This is a genomic window from Rhodococcus sp. LB1 (genome assembly GCF_001583455.1).
GTDB classification, from domain to species: Bacteria; Actinomycetota; Actinomycetes; order Mycobacteriales; family Mycobacteriaceae; genus Rhodococcus_F; species Rhodococcus_F opacus.
In genome coordinates this window covers 41,829-59,349 of record NZ_LTCZ01000412.1, presented here as the reverse complement: position 1 = coordinate 59,349, position 17,521 = coordinate 41,829, and the positions used below count along the sequence as shown (strand labels likewise).

The following is a 17,521-nucleotide window of genomic DNA, read 5'->3' as shown; positions in this document are numbered from 1 at the left end:
ATCCCGGCCCCACGCCGAGTGCGACCGTGCTCAGCGTGGGGCGTACATGATGACGGCCATGCCCAGCAGGCAGATCAGGGCGCCCGAGACGTCCCAGCGGTCCGGGCGGAAACCGTCGGCCACCATGCCCCAGATCAGCGAGCCCGCGACGAACACCCCGCCGTACGCGGCGAGGACGCGGCCGAAGTTGGCGTCCGGCTGCATCGTCGCGACGAACCCGTACGCCCCGAGTGCCGCGACACCGGCGCCGATCCAGATCCAGCCCCGGTGCTCGCGGACGCCCTGCCACACCAGCCACGCGCCGCCGATCTCGAACAGCGCCGCGATGGCGAACAGCGCGACGGATTTGGCGACCGTCACTCGGCCGGTAGGTCGAGGCCGAGGAGAGCGTTCTCGACGACTTCGGGCAGCGCCGGGTGGATCCAGTACTGCCCCCGCGCCATCTGCTGCGCCGTCAGCCCGAAACTCATTGCCTGGATCAGCGGCTGGATCACCGTGGGCGCCTGGGCGCCGATCACGTGCGCTCCGAGCAGCCGCCCGGTGCCGCGTTCGGCGATGACCTTGCACAGACCCTCGTCGTCCTCCATCGCCCACCCGTAGGCGACGTCGCCGTACGCCTGTACCTTCACGGTGATGTCCCAGCCAGCCTCCCGGGCCTCGGCCTCGGTCAGCCCGACGTGCGCGATCTGCGGGTCGGTGAACACGGCGGCGGGAACGAACCGGTGGTCCGCGGCGCGCAGACCCGACGTGTCTCTCCACGCGTCCTGCAGGAGGTTGTGCTGAACGACACGCGCCTCGTGGTTCGCCACGTGCTTGAGCTGGTACGGCGAGGAGACGTCACCGAGCGCGAAAACGCCTTCGGCACTGGTCCGTTGATAGTCGTCGACCACGACACGTCCCTCGTCGTCGAGGTCGATGCCACCGGCGGCGGCCCCGATGGCGTCCCCGTTCGACTGCCGCCCGGTCGCCACCAGGAGAACGTCACCCGAGACGACGCTGCCGTCCTCGAGTTCGACCGCGACGCCGTCACCGTCGCTGCGCACGGCTGCGACGGCGCTGCCGCGGTGCACGTCCCATTTCTTCTGAGCGAGATCCGTGAACCGGCGGGAGACGTCCTCGTCGAGGTGCCGCAGCAGGTGAGCGCTGCGCGCGATCAGCGACACCCGGGTGCCCAGCGCGGAGAAGACGTGTGCGAACTCGGCGGCGATGTATCCCGCGCCGATGATCACCATGCGCTCGGGCAGCTCCGGCAACCGCATGATGTCGTCGTTCGTGTAGTACCGCACGCCGGATTCCCGGACCACGTCGGGAATGATCGGGCGGGACCCTGCCGCGATCACCACCTGGTCGGCGGTGACGACCTCCCCGGTTCCGGTGTCGAGGGTCCGTGGGCCCACGAACGTCGCGTGCCCGCGGAACAGCGTGGTGTTCGGGCTGTCCTCGGCGCGGTAGCGCTCCCCGCCGGCCGAGATCGGGTCGATGCGGCCGAAGACCCGTTTGACGATGTCCGGCCAGCGCACCCCCTCGAGCTCCGCGTCGACGCCGTACTTCGCGGAATTGCCGACCGTCCGGGCCACCTCAGCGGCGTAGACGAACATCTTCGTCGGGATGCAGCCCACGTTCAGGCACGTCCCACCGAACGTGCCCTCCTCCAGGATCGCGACCGTCTTGTCCGCGAACCGATCGTCGGGCAGCGAGTTGCCGGACCCTGAACCGATGATCGCCAGATCGAAATGTGTCATCGGTTGGCCTCCGCGGCGTTGTGGCCGTGCAGCCAGTCGAGCCAGAGGTCCACTTCGGCGAACGCCTCCGCCCGCGGCTGATCGGCGGACAGGAATACGTCGTGCCGGGCGCCCGCGATGGGGACGATCGTGGTGCGGTCGCCGAGGCACCCCGCCCAGCGGGCGATCTGCCGGACGTCGAGGACGGCGTCGGCCGTGTCGACCCTGGGGTCGTACCGCGGCGCGAAGTACGACGCCTTGGACCGGAGGATCAGGGCGGGAACCCCGATGTCGAGACCACGGTGTAGTTGGGCATGGCCGCGGCGTACCGCGCGCAGCCACCCGAACGTGACCGGGAAACCGCTCAGCGGCTTCCAGTCGAGGTTGTAGTTCCAGATGCCGTTGCCCTCCACGTGCAGGCTCACGCCGTACGTGTCGAGCCCGGTCTTCGGGATGATCGACTTGCGTTTGACGCGCCCGAGCGCGTCGACGGCCACCGTCCCCACGTTCCGCAGGTACGACGGACCCTGCAGGTCGAACCACGGGCTGTTGAGGATGACCCCGCTGATGCCGAGCGCGGCGGTGCCGCCCGGCCTGCGCTGCAGGCGGTGCAGCCACAGCGGCAGAACCAGACCGCCCGTCGAATGCGCGACCAGCAGAACCTCCCCGTCACCGGTCTGTTCCCGGACCTGGCGCAACGCCTCGTTCAGTTCGGCGTCGTACAGCGTCAGATCGGAGACGAAGTGCGGCGTCTGGCCGGGTTCGAGCGAGCGCCCGCACTTGCGCAGATCGAGTGCGAAGAAGGCGTAACCCTGTTCGGCGAAGTGCTCGGCCAGGTGTTTCTGGAAGAAGTAGTCGGTGAATCCGTGGACGTAGAGCACGGCGCGGCCGGTCTTCTTCGTCTCCTGCGCGGGCTGGTAGCGGATCAGCGTCGCCTTCACCTCGCCCTCGCCGTCGGGGTCGGTGCCGAGAGGGATGGTCAGCTGTTGATAACCGTCGCCGAGAACGTCGGGAGCCCATGTAGTCACAGATCACAATCTAATGTGCGATTCCGGGGCGCGGGGAGGCGCACAATTGGGGCAGGTGATTCTCGCTCATACGCGCGGGTAACCTATCCGGCGAACACGGCAGGCGTATGCGCGTACGGCTATGGACAAGGAAGTCGATACTCCAGTGTCAGATCAGAATGCGGTAGAGACGAAAACGGATGTAGTGCTGGTTGGCGCGGGCATCATGAGCGCGACGCTGGGAGCGATCCTGCGTCAGGTGCAGCCCGATTGGTCGATCACCACATTCGAGCGGCTCGACGCAGTAGCCGCCGAGAGCAGCGACCCGTGGAACAACGCGGGCACCGGCCACTCCGCGCTGTGTGAGCTCAATTACACCCCGCAGAACGCCGACGGCACCGTGGACATCACGAAGGCCGTCAACGTGAACGAGCAGTTCCAGGTGTCGCGGCAGTTCTGGGCGCACGGCGTCGAGAGTGGTGTGCTGACGCAGCCCAAGGAGTTCATCAACCCCATCCCGCACGTTAGCTTCGTGCACGGCGAGGCCAACGCGAAGTACCTGCGGGCCCGCTACGACGCCCTCGCCGGTCACCCCCTGTTCGCGGGCATGGAGTACATCGACGCCCCCGACGAGTTCACCCGTCGCCTGCCGTTGATGGCGAAGGGCCGCGACTTCAGCGACCCCGTCGCTCTCAACTGGACCCAGGACGGCACCGACGTCGACTTCGGTGCCCTGACCAAGCAGCTCCTCGGTTACGTCGGCGCATCCGGCGGCGTCGTCCACTTCGGGCACGAGGTCACCGACCTCACCAAGCAGTCCGATGGCAGCTGGGTGGTCAAGGTCACCAACCGCCGCAACGGTGTGAAGAAGGTCGTGCGCGCCAAGTTCGTGTTCGTCGGCGCCGGTGGCGGTGCGCTGCACCTGCTGCAGAAGTCCGGCATCGGGGAGGCCAAGGGCTTCGGCGGGTTCCCCGTGAGCGGTGCGTTCCTGCGCTGCACCAACCCGGAGCTCATCGACCAGCACCGCGCCAAGGTCTACGGCAAGGCTGCCGTCGGCGCGCCGCCCATGTCGGTTCCGCACCTCGACACCCGCGTGATCGGCAACAAGCCCGGACTGCTGTTCGGGCCCTACGCCGGCTGGTCGCCCAAGTTCCTCAAGCAGGGCCGCGTGACCGATCTGCCCAGTTCGGTCAAGCCGAACAACCTGCTGTCGATGCTCGGGGTCGGCGTCAGCGAACTCGGTCTCGTCAAGTACCTGATCAGTGAGCTCGCGATGTCCGAGGCCGGTCGGATCGAGACCCTGCGGGAGTTCGTCCCGAAGGCGCTCGGCAAGGACTGGGAGCTGATCACCGCGGGCCAGCGCGTCCAGGTCATCCGTCGAGCCAAGGGCAAGGGCGGTGTCCTCGAGTTCGGCACCGCCGTCGTCAACGCCGCCGACGGCAGCATCGCGGGACTGCTCGGCGCGTCGCCGGGTGCGTCCACCGCGGTGCCCGCCATGCTCGACGTGCTGCAGCGCTGCTTCCCGACCCAGTACGAGTCGTGGAAGCCGAAGCTCCAGGAAATGGTTCCGTCGCTGGGCATCAAGCTCTCCGACGACACCGCGTTGTTCTCGCAGGTGTGGGACTGGACGTCGAAGGTGCTCCAGCTCGACACCAGCAAGGTGGAGGACGCGTCGGTCGCGGTCTGACGCACCGCCCGGCCCGGGTCCACGGGCGCGCACACTTGCCGGTGCTGTGCGATAGTTGCCTGTCATGACGGCAACTGCAGCACTCAAGCGTTCGTGGGCACTCGATCTCGACAACAAGACGCTCTACGAGTTGCTCAAGCTCCGCGTAGAGGTCTTCGTCGTCGAGCAGGCGTGCCCGTACCCGGAACTCGACGGCCGTGATCTGCTGGTCGAGACCCGCCACTTCTGGCTGGAACAGGACGGTCAGGTGGTCTGCACTCTCCGGCTCCTCGAGGAGCACGCCGACGGCACCAAGTCGTTCCGGATCGGTCGGCTGTGCACGTCGCGGCCGGCGCGCGGTCAGGGACACACGACGCGTCTGCTGCGCGCCGCGCTCGCGGAGGTCGGCGACGCGCCGTGCCGCATCAACGCGCAGACGTATCTGGTGGACATGTACGCCAAGCACGGTTTCAAGCCGGACGGCGAAGAGTTCGTCGAGGACGGCATCCCGCACGTCCCCATGCGGCGCGGCGGCGGTGCCGCCTTCGGCGACGGCGGTGTCGCGTACGAGGCGGCGGAGGCGGCCCCGTCGAGCGCCGGGCAGTAGGCCCCGACTAGGGTCGTCAGGTGAATGTCCGCGGGGAAGTCCTGTTCGAATCAGGCGCGGTCCCGCCACTGTGACGGATCTCTGACCGGCTGCCACCACCCTGGTTGCCGATCCGGTCTCCCAGCCAGATTGCCGCGGCGTTCGTACCGGCCAAAGCTCTCGGCGAGGAAACCGGGACGTGAAGGGATGCAGCGTGCGTACGGATCGTGAAGTGGACCAGGTTCGACCCGACTTTTCGTGGGGATTCCCGTTCAGTGCGGTGGTCGGGCAGGACCGGTTGCGGCTGGCCCTCATCCTCTGCGCGGTCCATCCCGGTATCGGCGGCGTCCTCGTCCGCGGTGAGAAGGGGACGGCCAAATCGACGGTGGTCCGTGCTCTCACCGCACTGCTGCCCGCGGTGCACGACGAGAACGGGACGCGCCCGGCGCGACTGATCGAACTGCCGGTCGGAGCCACGGAAGACCGTGTCGTCGGTTCCCTCGACCTCGAGAAGGTCCTGCGCGACGGTGAGCGCGCGTTCCAACCCGGACTGCTGTCGGCCGCCCATCAGGGTGTTCTCTACGTTGACGAGGTCAATCTTCTGCACGACCATCTGGTCGACGTGCTCCTCGACGCGGCGGCGATGGGCCGCGTCCACATCGAGCGCGACGGCATCTCGCATTCGCACCCCGCGCGGTTCGTGCTGGTCGGCACGATGAACCCGGAGGAGGGCGAGCTCCGGCCGCAGCTCCTCGACCGGTTCGGGCTGGCCGTCGACGTCGCCGCGTCGCGGGAGGTGGACGTGCGCATGGAGGTGGTCCGGCGTCGACTGGACTTCGAGCGTGACCCCGCACGCTTCGCCGAGCGCTACGCCGAGCAGGACGCCGCCTTGGCCGCCGCCATCCTCGAGGCCCGCGACCGGCTCGACTCCGTCGTGCTCGACGACATCGAGTTGCGCCGAATCTCTTCTCTCTGTGCGTCGTTCGACGTGGACGGCATGCGCGCCGATCTCGTCCTCGCCCGGACCGCGACCGCGCACGCCGCATGGCGGGGCGCAGGCGCCGTCACCGCGGAGGACGTGCGGGTCGCCGCCGAGCTGACCTTGCCGCACCGCCGTCGCCGGGATCCGTTCGACGAACCCGGCCTCGATGAACAGCAGCTCGACGACGCCCTCCGCCAGGCCGACGAGGACGCCAGGTCCGGTGCCGAGGAACCACCGGAGCAGGAGCCGGGAACTCCGCCCGGCACCCCGACCGAACCGGACGGCGGTGGCACCGACCCCGACGGACCCGACGATCCCGACGGGCCCGGAGGCGGGGCTCCGGCACCCCCGGAACGCCCGGCCGGGCCGACCGGCACGCAGTTCACCACCAAACTCCTCGAGGTACCCGGAGTCGGCGAGGGCGCGCCGGGCCGGCGTTCCCGATCGCGCTCGTCCCGCGGTCGCGCGGTCCGCTCGACCGCCGAACAGGGGCACGGACTCCACCTGGTCGGCACGCTCTTCGCCGCCGCCGAGCGGCAGGTGGCCCGCGGCCGGAGCACCGGTCGGATGATCCTCGACTCCGCCGACCTGCGCGGGGCGATTCGCGAGGGCCGCGAGGGCAACCTCGTGGTGTTCGTCGTGGACGCGTCCGGGTCGATGGCAGCCCGCGACCGATTGTCGGCCGTCACCGGTGCCGTCGTCTCACTGCTGCGCGACGCCTACCAGCGCCGCGACAAGGTGGCGGTGATCACGGTTCGCGGACGAGCCGCGGAACTGGTTCTGCCGCCCACCTCGTCGGTGGACATCGCCGTCCGCCGCCTGCGAGGAATGAAGACAGGCGGCAAATCCCCACTGGCAGAAGGGTTCCTGCGCGCGCGTGAGGTCGTGTTGCGGGAACGTCTCCGCGACCCGCAGCGTCGCGCGCTCGTCGTCGCGCTGACGGACGGGCGGGCGACGGGCGGCAAGGACGCACTGCACCGGGCCAAGGTGGCCGCGGGGCTGCTCGCCGACAGCTCGGTCGCGTCGGTGGTCGTCGACTGCGAGACCGGCATGGTCCGGCTCGGGCTGGCCGCGGAGCTGGCCCGCCGGCTGCGGGGCGGCTACGTCCGCCTCGGTGAATTGTCCGCGCAGCAGGTCGCGGGCGTCGTCCGCGCCGCGGCGTGATCCGGACGCGGATTCGGTAGGGGAGAGAGAAGACACATGCCCAAGGGTGTTCCCGAGAACGTTCCGAACGACGGCCTCACCACACGTCAACGACGCAACGCTCCCGTGCTCGCGGTCCACACCGGACCGGGCAAGGGGAAGTCGACGGCCGCGTTCGGCATGGCGCTGCGTGCCTGGAATCAGGGATTCGACGTCGGGGTATTCCAGTTCGTCAAGAGCGCCAAGTGGAAGGTGGGGGAGGAAGCAGCCTTCCGCGCCCTCGGCCAGCTGCACGAGGACACCGGTGTCGGTGGGGCGGTGCAGTGGCACAAGATGGGCGAGGGCTGGTCGTGGACGCGCAAGCACGGCAGCGAGGAAGACCACGCCGCCGCGGCCGCCGAGGGATGGCGCGAGATCGCCCGCCGGCTGGGAGCCGAGGAACACCGGTTCTACGTGCTGGACGAGTTCACCTATCCCCTGAAGTGGGGGTGGGTAGATGTCGACGAGGTGGTCGAGGTCCTGCAGAACCGGCCCGGCAACCAGCACGTGGTGATCACGGGCCGCGACGCCCCGCAGGCGCTGATCGACGCGGCGGATCTGGTGACGGAGATGACCAAGATCAAGCATCCGATGGACGCCGGCCGGAAGGGCCAGCGGGGCATCGAGTGGTGACCACGCTCCCCGCGGCGCCCGCAGTGGTCATCGCCGCCCCCGCGTCGGGTAGCGGAAAGACCACCGTCGCAACCGGTCTGGTCGGAGCCCTGCGTGGGTCGGGCTGTGCGGTGGCACCGTTCAAGGTGGGCCCCGACTACATCGACCCCGGATACCACGGGCTCGCGGCCGGACGGCCGGGACGCAATCTCGACCCGGTCATGGTGGGCGCGCAGCGGATCGCCCCGCTGTACCGGCACGGCAGTTCGGGGTGCGACCTCGCGGTCGTCGAGGGCGTCATGGGCCTGTTCGACGGCAAGATCGACGCCGCGGCGCAGGAGCCGTCGGCCGAGGGATCGACGGCCCAGGTGGCGGCGCTGCTCGGCGCCCCGGTCGTGCTCGTGGTCGACGCCCGCGGGCACAGTCAGAGCCTGGCCGCGGTCCTGCACGGCTTCTCGACCTACGACTCGGGGGTCCGCATCGGCGGGGTGATCCTCAACCGGGTGGGAAGCCCGCGGCACGAACAGGTGCTGCGGCAGGCATGCGAGCGCGTCGGACTTCCCGTGCTCGGCGCCGTGCCGCGGATGGCCGAACTGGAGGTCCCGTCCCGGCACCTCGGGCTGATCCCGGCGGCGGAGCACGGTGCCGACGCGGTCGACGCCGTCGACGCGATGACCCGATTGGCCGCCCGCCACCTCGACCTGCCCGCCATCCGCGCGCTCGCGGCCTCGGCGGTCGACGGGCCGGTGTGGGACCCCGCCGCCGAGGTCGGGCCGATTCCGCCCGGCCCGCGCCCGACCGTGGCGATCGCCGGGGGCCGGGCGTTCACGTTCGGGTACGCCGAACACCGCGAACTCCTGGGTGCCGCCGGTGCGGACGTCATCACGTTCGACCCCCTGCACGACGCGTTGCCGCCCGGCACGAGCGGCGTGGTGCTGCCCGGTGGTTTCCCTGAGGAGCACGCCGTCGCCCTCGCGGAGAACTCCGCGCTCCTGACGCAGATACGCGAACTCGCGACGGCGGGGGCGCCGATCCATGCGGAGTGCGCCGGTCTGCTCTACCTCGCCCGAAGCCTCGACGGGCACGCGATGGCCTCCGTGGTCGGGGTCGACGCCTCGTTCGGGTCTCGTCTCACGCTCGGGTACCGCGAGGCGGTGGCGGTCACGGACTCCATCCTCTTCGCGGCAGGTGAGCGGGTGGTCGGACACGAGTTCCATCGCACGTCGCTCGCGGCGGCCGAGGCGGACGGCTGTGCACCGGCCTGGGGCTGGCGGCCCTGGGACGGCCACCCTGCGCGCGAGGGTTTCGTGCGCGGCGGCGTGCACGCGTCGTACCTGCACACGCACCCCGCGGGTCACCCGGAGGCGATCACCCGTTTCGCGGCCGCGGCCCGCACCTTCGCCGCGCATGGGTGACGTCTGCGTCGGCGTCGGCTTCCGTGCGGCAGCGGGCATCGCGGACATCCTCGCCGCAGTCCGGCACGTGCTGACGTCCGCGAACCTGGGTCCGGACGCGACACTGGACTGCCTGTGCACCCTCGACCGCAAGGCCGCGGACCCGGCTGTCCGCGATGCGGCAGCGGCGTTGGATGTCCCCGTCCGCGGATTCGCCGCGGGGGAACTGGCCGGCGTCGAGGTGGCGAACCCGTCGGACCGGGTGCACTCGGCGACGGGATCGCCGAGCGTCGCGGAAGCGGCGGCGGTGCTCGGCGCGGACGGCGGGCCCCTGATCGTGACCAAGTGGTCCGCGAATGGCGTCGTCGTCGCGGCAGCCCGTAAAGTTTCGTAGGTTCGAGACGAGACGTGCAGGATTTTCTGGAGAAACGGGGAGAGCGCGTGACTGCTGCCACCGGAGACGAGACCAACTACCTGGTCGGACTCAATTTGGCCGATCGTCGTGTGGTCGTGGTCGGTGGCGGAACAGTGGCACAGCGCAGGCTCGGGCTCCTGATCGCATCGGGTGCGCGGGTGCACCTGATCAGCCGCGCGGTCACGCCGGCGGTCGAGGGAATGGCCACCGCGGGACAGATCACAGTGGAACTTCGCGAATACCGGGACGGCGACCTCGCCGACGCCTGGTACGCCATCGCGTGCACGGACGAACCGGACACCAACGCGGCGATCGTCGCCGAGGCGGAGCGGAATCGTGTCTTCTGCGTCCGCGCCGACAACGCCCGCTACGGCACTGCCGTCACTCCGGCGAGCGCGAGCTACGACGGGATGAGCATCGGCGTCCTGGCCGGCGGCGACCACCGCCGGTCCGCCGCAGTGCGCACCGCCCTCGTCGAGGGCCTGCAATCCGGTGCGGTCGCCGACACCGCCGAGTCACCGGCGGCCGGTGTCGCACTGGTGGGCGGCGGTCCGGGCGACCCCGATCTCATCACCGTGCGCGGCCGGCGACTGCTGGCCCGGGCCGACGTGGTGGTCGCCGACCGCCTCGCCCCGCCGGAACTGCTGGCCGAACTGGGCTCCGACGTCGAGGTCATCGACGCGGCGAAGATTCCCTACGGCCGTGCGATGGCGCAGGAGGCGATCAACGCCGCCCTCATCGAGGGCGCGAAGGCCGGAAAGTTCGTGGTGCGGCTCAAGGGCGGCGACCCGTACGTGTTCGGGCGCGGCTACGAGGAACTCGAGGCGTGCACCGCGGCGGGTGTGCCCGTCACGGTCGTCCCCGGGATCACCAGTGCCATCTCGGTGCCGTCGGCCGCCGGCATCCCGGTCACTCACCGGGGCGTCACCCACGAGTTCGTCGTCGTCAGCGGTCACGTCGCCCCCGACCACCCGGATTCACTCGTCGACTGGTCGGCGCTGGCCCGGTTGAAGGGCACGATCGTGTTGCTGATGGCCGTCGAGCGCATCGAGGCGTTCGCGACGGTCCTGATGCAGGGTGGCCGTCCGGTGGACACACCGGTCACGGTCATCCAGGAGGGCACGCTGCGCACGCAGCGCACCGTGCGCGCCGATCTGCAGACCGTCGCCGCCCGGGTGAAGGAAGAGCAGATCCGGCCGCCCGCCATCGTGGTCATCGGGCCGGTGGCCGGGTTTTCTGTGGACGCTGGGTAACGTGAACCCTCGTGTCTGATTCCGGAATGCCCGAAACCACCTCAGCGTCGAAGACGTCTGCGGTGATTCCGACTCCCGCCACCCGTGTGATGGGGCTGGCGATCATCGTGCTGAGCGGGCTGCAGATGATGGTGGTCCTCGACGGCACCGTCGCCAACCTGGCGCTCGCGCCGCTGCAAGCCGATCTCGGTCTCAGCGACAGCGGCCGCAACTGGGTGCTGACGTCCTACGCGCTGGCGTTCGGTGGCCTCATGCTCCTCGGCGGACGGCTCGGCGACGCGTTCGGCCGGAAGAAGATGTTCGTCGGCGGTGTTGCCCTGTTCACCGTCGCCTCGCTGCTGTGCGGTCTCGCGGTGGGCGAGTTCATGCTGATCGCCGCCCGGTTCCTGCAGGGTGTCGGCGCCGCGGTGGCGTCCCCGACGGCGCTGGCCCTGGTCGCGACCACGTTCGCGGCCGGACCTGCGCGTAACCAGGCCATCGCGATCTTCGCGGCCATGACGGGCATCGGGTCGATCGCGGGCCTGATCATCGGCGGCGCGCTCACCGAGGTGTCGTGGCGACTGATCTTCCTCATCAACGTGCCCATCGGTGTCGTCATCGTGGGGTGCGCGTTCGTGGCGTTGAAGGAGACCGCGAGCGAGCGCCTGGCCCTCGACGTTCCCGGGGCGGTCCTCGCCACGGTCGCGGCGACGGGCGTCGTGTTCGCGCTGACGGAGGGGCCGGAACTCGGCTGGGGGAGTCCCTACGTGATCGGGGCGCTCATCGCCGGTCTGCTGCTGTTCGGCGCGTTCCTGTACGTCGAACGGACCGCAGACAACCCGCTGCTGCCGTTCTCCCTGTTCCGCGACAAGAATCGGGTGGCGACCCTCGTCGCGATCTTCTTCGCCGGTGCCGTCATGTTCACGGTCGCCGCCTTCGTCGCGTTGTTCGTCCAGGACATTCTCGGTTACAGCCCCCTCGAGGCGGGCCTCGCGTTCATCCCGTTCGCGTTCGGCCTCGGCAGTGCGGCGGCGGTGGCGTCCAAGCTCGCCGTGCGGATCCAACCCCGGTGGCTCGTGGTCACCGGCGCCGGGATCATGGTGGTCGGGCTGCTCTACGGCTCGACCCTCGACAGTTCCGCCACCTACCTCGGCAACCTGTTCGTGCCGGTCATCGGGATCGGGTTCGGTGTCGGACTCGCCGTCGTCCCGCTCCCGCTGTGCGCGATCGCCGGAGTGTCGGAGACCGAGATCGGTCCGCTCGCCGCCATCGCCCAGGTGGCGCAAACCCTCGGCGGACCCCTCGCCCTGGCCGTCATCGGGGCGATGGCCACCTCACGCACGCTGTCCCTCGGCGGCATCTCCGGCAAGGTCGCCGACATGAATCCGACGCAACTCGAGGCGCTCGGCAACGGGTACACCTTCGCCCTCGTCGGCAGCGCAGGCTGCGCCCTCATCGCGGGACTGGCCGCGATGTTCATCCGCTTCACCCCGCAACAGGTCGCGCAGGCGCAGGCCGCCGAGAAGGCCGCGCAACAGGCGTGAACGCGGTCCGGTCCGGTTTCGGCCCGGTGGTCGTACGCCGTCTATAGCATCCGGTCATGGACTACAAAATCGAGCTGATCATCCTGCCGGTGTCCGACGTGGACCGGGCCAAGGCGTTCTACGCCGACCAGGTCGGCTTCGTCGTCGACCACGACCACCGCGTGAACGAGAACGTGCGTTTCGTCCAGCTCACACCGCCCGGGTCGGCGTGCTCGATCGCCGTCGGCGAGGGCCTGGTCGACACCCCGCCCGGCTCGGTGCACGGGTTGCAGATCGTCATCGACGACGCCGATGCCGCCCACGCCGAGCTGTCGGCCCGCGGCGTTCCCGTCAGCGAGGTGCAGGACCTGGCGTGGGGGCGCTTCGTGTACTTCGCCGATCCCGACGGCAACGAGTGGGCGCTGCAGCAGCTTCCGCCACGCAGCTGACCGGCGGCCGGTAGCAGAAATCGGCCTACCCGAGTTTGACGAGCGGTGCATGATGATCCTGTGGTCACGCCCTCCCGCTCGTCCGTCACGGGGGCGGCCGCGGCGGTCCTGCTCCTGGCTTCCTGCGTAGCCGGGGGTCCGGCCGCCGCCGCGCCTGCGCCCGCCGCACCGGATCCTCGCGTCGGCCCGCTGTTCCTGGCCGGCACACCGCTCCACGTCTGCACCGGATCGGTTCTGGACAGCGCGGACGGCGACCTCGTGCTCACTGCCGCGCACTGCATCGCAGGGTCCGGCGGCGCGCTGTCGTTCGCACCCGGATTCGACCGCGGCGTGTCCCCGTTCGGACTGTGGACGGTGTCCCAGATCTATGTCGACCCCGCCTGGCTGGAGTCGCAGGATCCGCAGCACGACTACGCCGTTCTCCGGGTGGCCCCGAGCGGAACCACCGTGCCGGCGTCCGTCGAGTCGGTGGTCGGTGGGGGATTCGAGTTGGCGTCCGCGCCGGAACCCGCGACCACCGTGGCCGTGACCGGCTATCCGACCCTCGGTGACGGTCCGGTGTCGTGCACCGCCGTGACCACGTCGACGGACAGCTACCCCACGGTGGTCTGCGACGGGCTGGGCGAGGGAACGAGCGGCGGCCCGTGGATCACGGGTTCGCGGGTCGTCGCCCTCGTCGGCGGCCTCGACCACGGCGGGTGCACCGACTCGGTGTCCTACTCGCCGACGTTCGGTTCCGGCACGCTCGCCCTGCTGGACCGCGCGGAGCGCCGCGGTGCCGGTGACTCGACACCGTTCGCCCTCGCCGGCGCCTGCACCCGATCCTGACCGACCGTGTCAGCGTGGGGCAGGCCGGTACCGGCGGACGGGCCTGCCGGCGCCCCCGTATTCGAGCCGGACCTCCAGCAGACCCTCGGACAGGTAGTGCTCGAGGTAACGGCGCACGCTGACCCGGGACAGTCCGGCGAGTTCGGCGCATTCGGTCGACGACAGCTCGCCCTTCGACCGCAGGATGTCGAGCACCAGGCGCCCGGTTTCGGCGCTGAGCCCCTTGGGGAGCCGGCTCGGTTCCGGATTCTTGCCCTTGCCCCCGAACAGGGAGTCGATCAGGGATTGGTCTGCGCCGGACTGTGATTCGAGGGCGCGGGCACGGCGGCGGAAGTTCTCGAGTTTCTCCTGCAGCTGCGTGTAGTCGAACGGTTTGACCAGATAATCGGAGGCGCCGCCGTGTAGTGCGCGGCTGACGGTGTCGATCTCCCGGGCGGCGGTGATCATGATGACGCCGACCGCGTTGCCCTCCGCGCGCAGTCGTTGCAGGACGTCGAGGCCGGACATGTCCGGCAGGTACACGTCGAGGAGCACGAGGTCGGGGTGTGCGGTGCGCACCGATTCGAGGGCCTCGGCGGCGGTGCGTGCCACCCCGACGGTGGTGAACCCCGGTGTCTTGTCGACGAATCGGCGGTGGATCTCCGCGACCATGAAGTCGTCGTCGACGACCAGGACCTCATACATCGTCACGCCGTCCCGTCATGATCGGAGAGTCTAGCTACGCGGCACGTGCACGGTGAACAAGGCACCACCGGTGCCGGGTGCCTCCGAGACGGCTGCGGAGCCGCCGTGCTGGGAGCTGACGAGACGGACCAGGGCGAGCCCGATTCCGCGGCCACCGGGTGTGCCCGGCTTCGAGGTGACACCGCGCGAGAAGATCTCCTCCCGCATCGTCTCGGGAACTCCGGGGCCGGAATCGGCGACCTCGATGAGAATACCGTCGTCGTCGGTGATCCGGATCGAGATCCGCGCGTCCCGGCCGCCCTCGGACACGTCGACGGCGTTGTCGATGAGGTTGCCGAGGACGGTGATCACGTCGGTGGCGAGCTCGGGGTCGAGGGCGTGCAGGTGCGAGTCGGGTTCCAATGTCAGCGACACCCCGGTCTCGGCGGCGAGCGACGTCTTCGCGATCAGCAGCGCGGCGACAGCCGGATCCGAAATGCGTTGCGTGACAGCATCACTGATCTCGGCTCGACGGCGGGTGAGGGTGCCGACGAATTCGGTGACGGCGTCGTAGTCACCGAGCTGCGTCAGGCCCGAGATCGTGTGCAGCTGGTTGGCGAACTCGTGCGTCTGCGCCCGCAGGGTGTCGGTGACACTCTTGTGCGAAGACAGCTGACTCTGCATCGACGCCAGTTCGGTGCTGTCGCGCATCGTGGTGACGGTGCCGATCTTGTGCCCCTGGCTGGTGGCCGCACGCCGGCTCAGCGCGAGCATGCGCGACGACGTCGACAGCACCACGTCGCGGCCGTCCTCCCCGTTGAGGAGGTACTGCCGGACGGCGGGGTCGAGTGCGACGTCGTCGACGTGTCGGCCGACGGCGTCGTCGGTGAGGTCGAGCAGTTCCTGGGCGCTGTCGTTGAGCACGGTGATCACCCCGTCGGGGTTCACCGCGACCACACCCTCGCGGATGCTGTGCAGCAGTGCCTCGCGATGGTCGGCAAGGCTCGCGATCTCGGCGATCTCGAGTCCGCGGGTGTGGGTCTTGATCCGGCGGGACAGCAGCCACGAGCCGAGAAGCCCGAGACCGGCACCGATTCCGAGATACAGGAGCAGGCGCGCCCCGGCGCTGCTGAGCAGGTCCCAGATCGACGGGTAGTCGTCGCTGACCGAGACGACCGCGAGGACGTCCCCGGTGGCGGACAGGATCGGAACGTGTCCGACGATGGCGCGGCGTCCGTCGACGTCCACGTCGCCGGACCATGCCCGCCCGGTCATCACATCGCTGGCGCCGAGTTCCGCGGGCACCCCGAGCCGCGTCGGATCGGAGGACACGGTCACCGCCCCGTTCGGCGCGACGATCTCGGCGAGTGTGGCGCCCGACAGGTTGACGGCGCGATCGACCTCGGGCGCCAGCACGCGCTCGACCGAGCGGTCCGACAGCTGGTCGCGCACCACCGGCGTCGACGCCACGTTCTCGGCCACCGCGATCATGCGCTGCCCCTGGAGGTCGCGGAACTCCACGGTCGACTGGTGGACCGACACGGCGGCCACCGCGAGCAGCACGACGCCGACGACGACGAGCTGGAGGAGCAGGACCTGGCCCGCGAGGCTACGCACGCGGGGGTGAAGTGGTGACCACAATGAACTTAAGTTCCGTTTCGTTCGCATAGGTGACGTGCATCACCCCTGGGGTTCAGTATTGCGGAAGATCACATTCATGGCGAAATGAGGAACGATGTCGAGAACAGGTAGCGGGAGCAGGGTACGCGCGCTGCTCCTGCTCGCGCTCGTAGGCCTCCTCGTGGCCGGCTGCGGGGTCACCCGCGGCGAGGACGAGGGCCTGCACAGGGTGCGGATGATGGTTCCGAACAGTCCGGGCGGCGGCTACGACCTCACGGCGCGGACCGCGGTGAAGATCATGGAAGACGAGGGCATCACCGGCCGCGTCGAGGTGTTCAACGTGATCGGCGCAGGTGGAACGGTCGCGATGGCCAGGCTGATGAACGAGGCCGGCAACGACGACCTCATGATGATGATGGGCCTGGGCGTCGTCGGCGCCGGCTACACCAACGGATCCACCGCACGCGTGTCCGAGGCCACCGCGCTGGCCAAGGTGGTCGAGGAGCAGGAGGGCATCCTCGTGCCCGCGGATTCACCGTTGCAGACCATCGACGACTTCGTGGCCGCATGGCGTGCCGACCCGGCGTCGATCACCATCGGCGGCGGTTCCTCGCCCGGCGGGCCGGACCACCTGTTCCCGATGGAGACGGCGCGCGCGGTCGGAGTGGACCCGAACGCGGTGAACTACGTGTCCTACGACGGCGGTGGCGACCTGCTGACAGCCCTTCTCGGCCAGAAGATCACCGCAGGCACGTCGGGACTCGGCGAGTACGTCGACCAGATCGAGGCAGGCCAGGTCCGGGTCCTCGCGGTGTCGGGGAACGAACGGGTCGAAGGAATCGATGCGCCGACGCTCACGGAGGCAGGCGTGGACCTGACCTTCACCAACTGGCGGGGAATCCTGGCGCCGCCCGGACTGTCCGACGGTGCCAAGGCCGACATGGTCGAGGCGCTCGAAAAGTTGCACGACACACCGGAATGGAAGGAGGCCCTGGTGAAGAACGGTTGGAGTGACGCCTTCACGACGGGACCGGAGTTCGAGCAGTTCCTCCGGGACCAGGACGAACGGGTCTCGTCCACCCTGGCCGAATTGGGGCTGACATGACCGCGCCCGCAGAACCGTCCGCCGTCTCCGCGGACACGGCCCCGGCGCCGAAGCGGAGGGACTACGCACAGTTCATCGTCTGCGCGGTGATGGCCGTGATCGGGGTGTTCCTCATCGTCGACGCACTGTCGCTCAGCGACGGCTTCGCGAAGGTCGACCCGGTGGGTCCGCGACTGTTCCCGCTCGTCATCGGTGGGGGACTGCTGGTCTTCGCCGTGGTGCTCGCCGTCGCGATCATGAGGGGCTCCACCGGCGAAGCCGACAGCGGCGAAGACGTCGATCCGGAGTCTCCGGGCGACTGGAAGACGGTGGGCCTGCTCGTCGGGTTGTTCGTCGTGACCATCGCGCTCGTCGACTTCCTGGGCTGGGCGATCATCGGCACCGTCCTGTTCGCCGGGGCCGCAACCATTCTGGGCAGCCGCCACTGGGTGCGGAACATCGCCATCGGGGCCGTGCTCGGATTCGGCAGCTTCTACGCGTTCTACGTCGGGCTCGGAATACCGCTGCCCGCAGGCATTCTGGACGGAATTCTCTGA

General features: G+C 69.5%; 17 protein-coding genes. 12 read left to right on the top strand and 5 right to left on the bottom strand.

The features are described from left to right. Positions 1-30: 30 nt before the first annotated feature. From AZG88_RS41325 to AZG88_RS41315, 3 genes are read right to left on the bottom strand one after another with little or no spacing between them, the layout of a single operon-like run. The gene (locus AZG88_RS41325; RefSeq protein ID WP_061046015.1) at positions 31-360 is read right to left on the bottom strand and encodes a YnfA family protein; all 330 of its coding nucleotides are present in this window, start codon (positions 358-360) and stop codon (positions 31-33) included. Continuing rightward, a complete protein-coding gene (mtr, locus tag AZG88_RS41320) occupies positions 357-1,742 on the bottom strand; it encodes a mycothione reductase (protein ID WP_061046016.1) in 1,386 nt (461 codons plus the stop codon). Before mtr ends, AZG88_RS41325 begins: the two co-directional genes overlap by 4 nt. Continuing rightward, on the bottom strand, positions 1,739-2,749 hold the full coding sequence (locus AZG88_RS41315; RefSeq protein WP_005240600.1) for an alpha/beta hydrolase: 1,011 nt from the start codon (positions 2,747-2,749) through the stop codon (positions 1,739-1,741). The genes mtr and AZG88_RS41315 overlap by 4 nt, the downstream gene beginning before the upstream one ends. Before the next feature lie 121 nt (positions 2,750-2,870). Here AZG88_RS41315 and mqo point away from each other — a divergent pair, with 121 nt between their 5' ends. The 10 genes from mqo (at position 2,871) to AZG88_RS41265 (ending at position 13,597) form a co-directional block, all read left to right on the top strand. Continuing rightward, positions 2,871-4,415 (top strand): malate dehydrogenase (quinone), encoded by a 1,545-nt coding sequence (gene mqo, locus AZG88_RS41310; protein ID WP_005240602.1) that lies wholly within the window; start codon positions 2,871-2,873, stop codon positions 4,413-4,415. A gap of 64 nt (positions 4,416-4,479) precedes the next feature. Next, positions 4,480-5,001 carry a GNAT family N-acetyltransferase gene (locus AZG88_RS41305; RefSeq protein ID WP_005240604.1) on the top strand — a complete coding sequence of 174 codons (522 nt, stop codon included), beginning with the start codon at positions 4,480-4,482 and terminating at the stop codon, positions 4,999-5,001. A gap of 211 nt (positions 5,002-5,212) precedes the next feature. Further along, positions 5,213-7,126, top strand: coding sequence for a magnesium chelatase subunit D family protein (locus AZG88_RS41300; RefSeq protein WP_061700997.1), 1,914 nt, complete (start codon positions 5,213-5,215; stop codon positions 7,124-7,126). A gap of 36 nt (positions 7,127-7,162) precedes the next feature. Beyond that, positions 7,163-7,777, top strand: coding sequence for a cob(I)yrinic acid a,c-diamide adenosyltransferase (cobO, locus tag AZG88_RS41295; protein WP_005240608.1), 615 nt, complete (start codon positions 7,163-7,165; stop codon positions 7,775-7,777). Further along, the gene (locus AZG88_RS41290) at positions 7,771-9,171 is read left to right on the top strand and encodes a cobyrinate a,c-diamide synthase (RefSeq protein WP_061700996.1); all 1,401 of its coding nucleotides are present in this window, start codon (positions 7,771-7,773) and stop codon (positions 9,169-9,171) included. Before cobO ends, AZG88_RS41290 begins: the two co-directional genes overlap by 7 nt. Further along, positions 9,164-9,544 (top strand): cobalamin biosynthesis protein, encoded by a 381-nt coding sequence (locus tag AZG88_RS41285; RefSeq protein WP_005240613.1) that lies wholly within the window; start codon positions 9,164-9,166, stop codon positions 9,542-9,544. The genes AZG88_RS41290 and AZG88_RS41285 overlap by 8 nt, the downstream gene beginning before the upstream one ends. A 47-nt stretch (positions 9,545-9,591) precedes the next feature. Further along, positions 9,592-10,818, top strand: a complete 1,227-nt coding sequence (gene cobA, locus AZG88_RS41280; protein WP_005240615.1) for a uroporphyrinogen-III C-methyltransferase — start codon at positions 9,592-9,594, stop codon at positions 10,816-10,818. Between the two features lie 26 nt (positions 10,819-10,844). Continuing rightward, positions 10,845-12,341, top strand: coding sequence for an MFS transporter (locus AZG88_RS41275; RefSeq protein WP_061700995.1), 1,497 nt, complete (start codon positions 10,845-10,847; stop codon positions 12,339-12,341). A gap of 56 nt (positions 12,342-12,397) precedes the next feature. Further along, the gene (locus tag AZG88_RS41270) at positions 12,398-12,769 is read left to right on the top strand and encodes a glyoxalase superfamily protein (RefSeq protein WP_005240620.1); all 372 of its coding nucleotides are present in this window, start codon (positions 12,398-12,400) and stop codon (positions 12,767-12,769) included. Positions 12,770-12,829: 60 nt separating this feature from the next. Then, positions 12,830-13,597 (top strand): trypsin-like serine peptidase, encoded by a 768-nt coding sequence (locus tag AZG88_RS41265; protein WP_025432362.1) that lies wholly within the window; start codon positions 12,830-12,832, stop codon positions 13,595-13,597. Positions 13,598-13,606: 9 nt separating this feature from the next. Here AZG88_RS41265 and AZG88_RS41260 read toward each other — a convergent pair whose 3' ends face one another. Beyond that, positions 13,607-14,281: a response regulator gene (locus AZG88_RS41260; protein ID WP_025432363.1), complete on the bottom strand. Its 675-nt coding sequence runs from the start codon at positions 14,279-14,281 to the stop codon at positions 13,607-13,609. 30 nt (positions 14,282-14,311) lie between these two features. Next, positions 14,312-15,928: a sensor histidine kinase gene (locus AZG88_RS41255; protein WP_061700994.1), complete on the bottom strand. Its 1,617-nt coding sequence runs from the start codon at positions 15,926-15,928 to the stop codon at positions 14,312-14,314. A gap of 67 nt (positions 15,929-15,995) precedes the next feature. Between AZG88_RS41255 and AZG88_RS41250 the strand changes: the two genes are divergently transcribed. Then, positions 15,996-16,985, top strand: a complete 990-nt coding sequence (locus AZG88_RS41250; RefSeq protein ID WP_005259246.1) for a Bug family tripartite tricarboxylate transporter substrate binding protein — start codon at positions 15,996-15,998, stop codon at positions 16,983-16,985. Further along, on the top strand, positions 16,982-17,521 hold the full coding sequence (locus AZG88_RS41245) for a tripartite tricarboxylate transporter TctB family protein (RefSeq protein ID WP_061046021.1): 540 nt from the start codon (positions 16,982-16,984) through the stop codon (positions 17,519-17,521). Before AZG88_RS41250 ends, AZG88_RS41245 begins: the two co-directional genes overlap by 4 nt.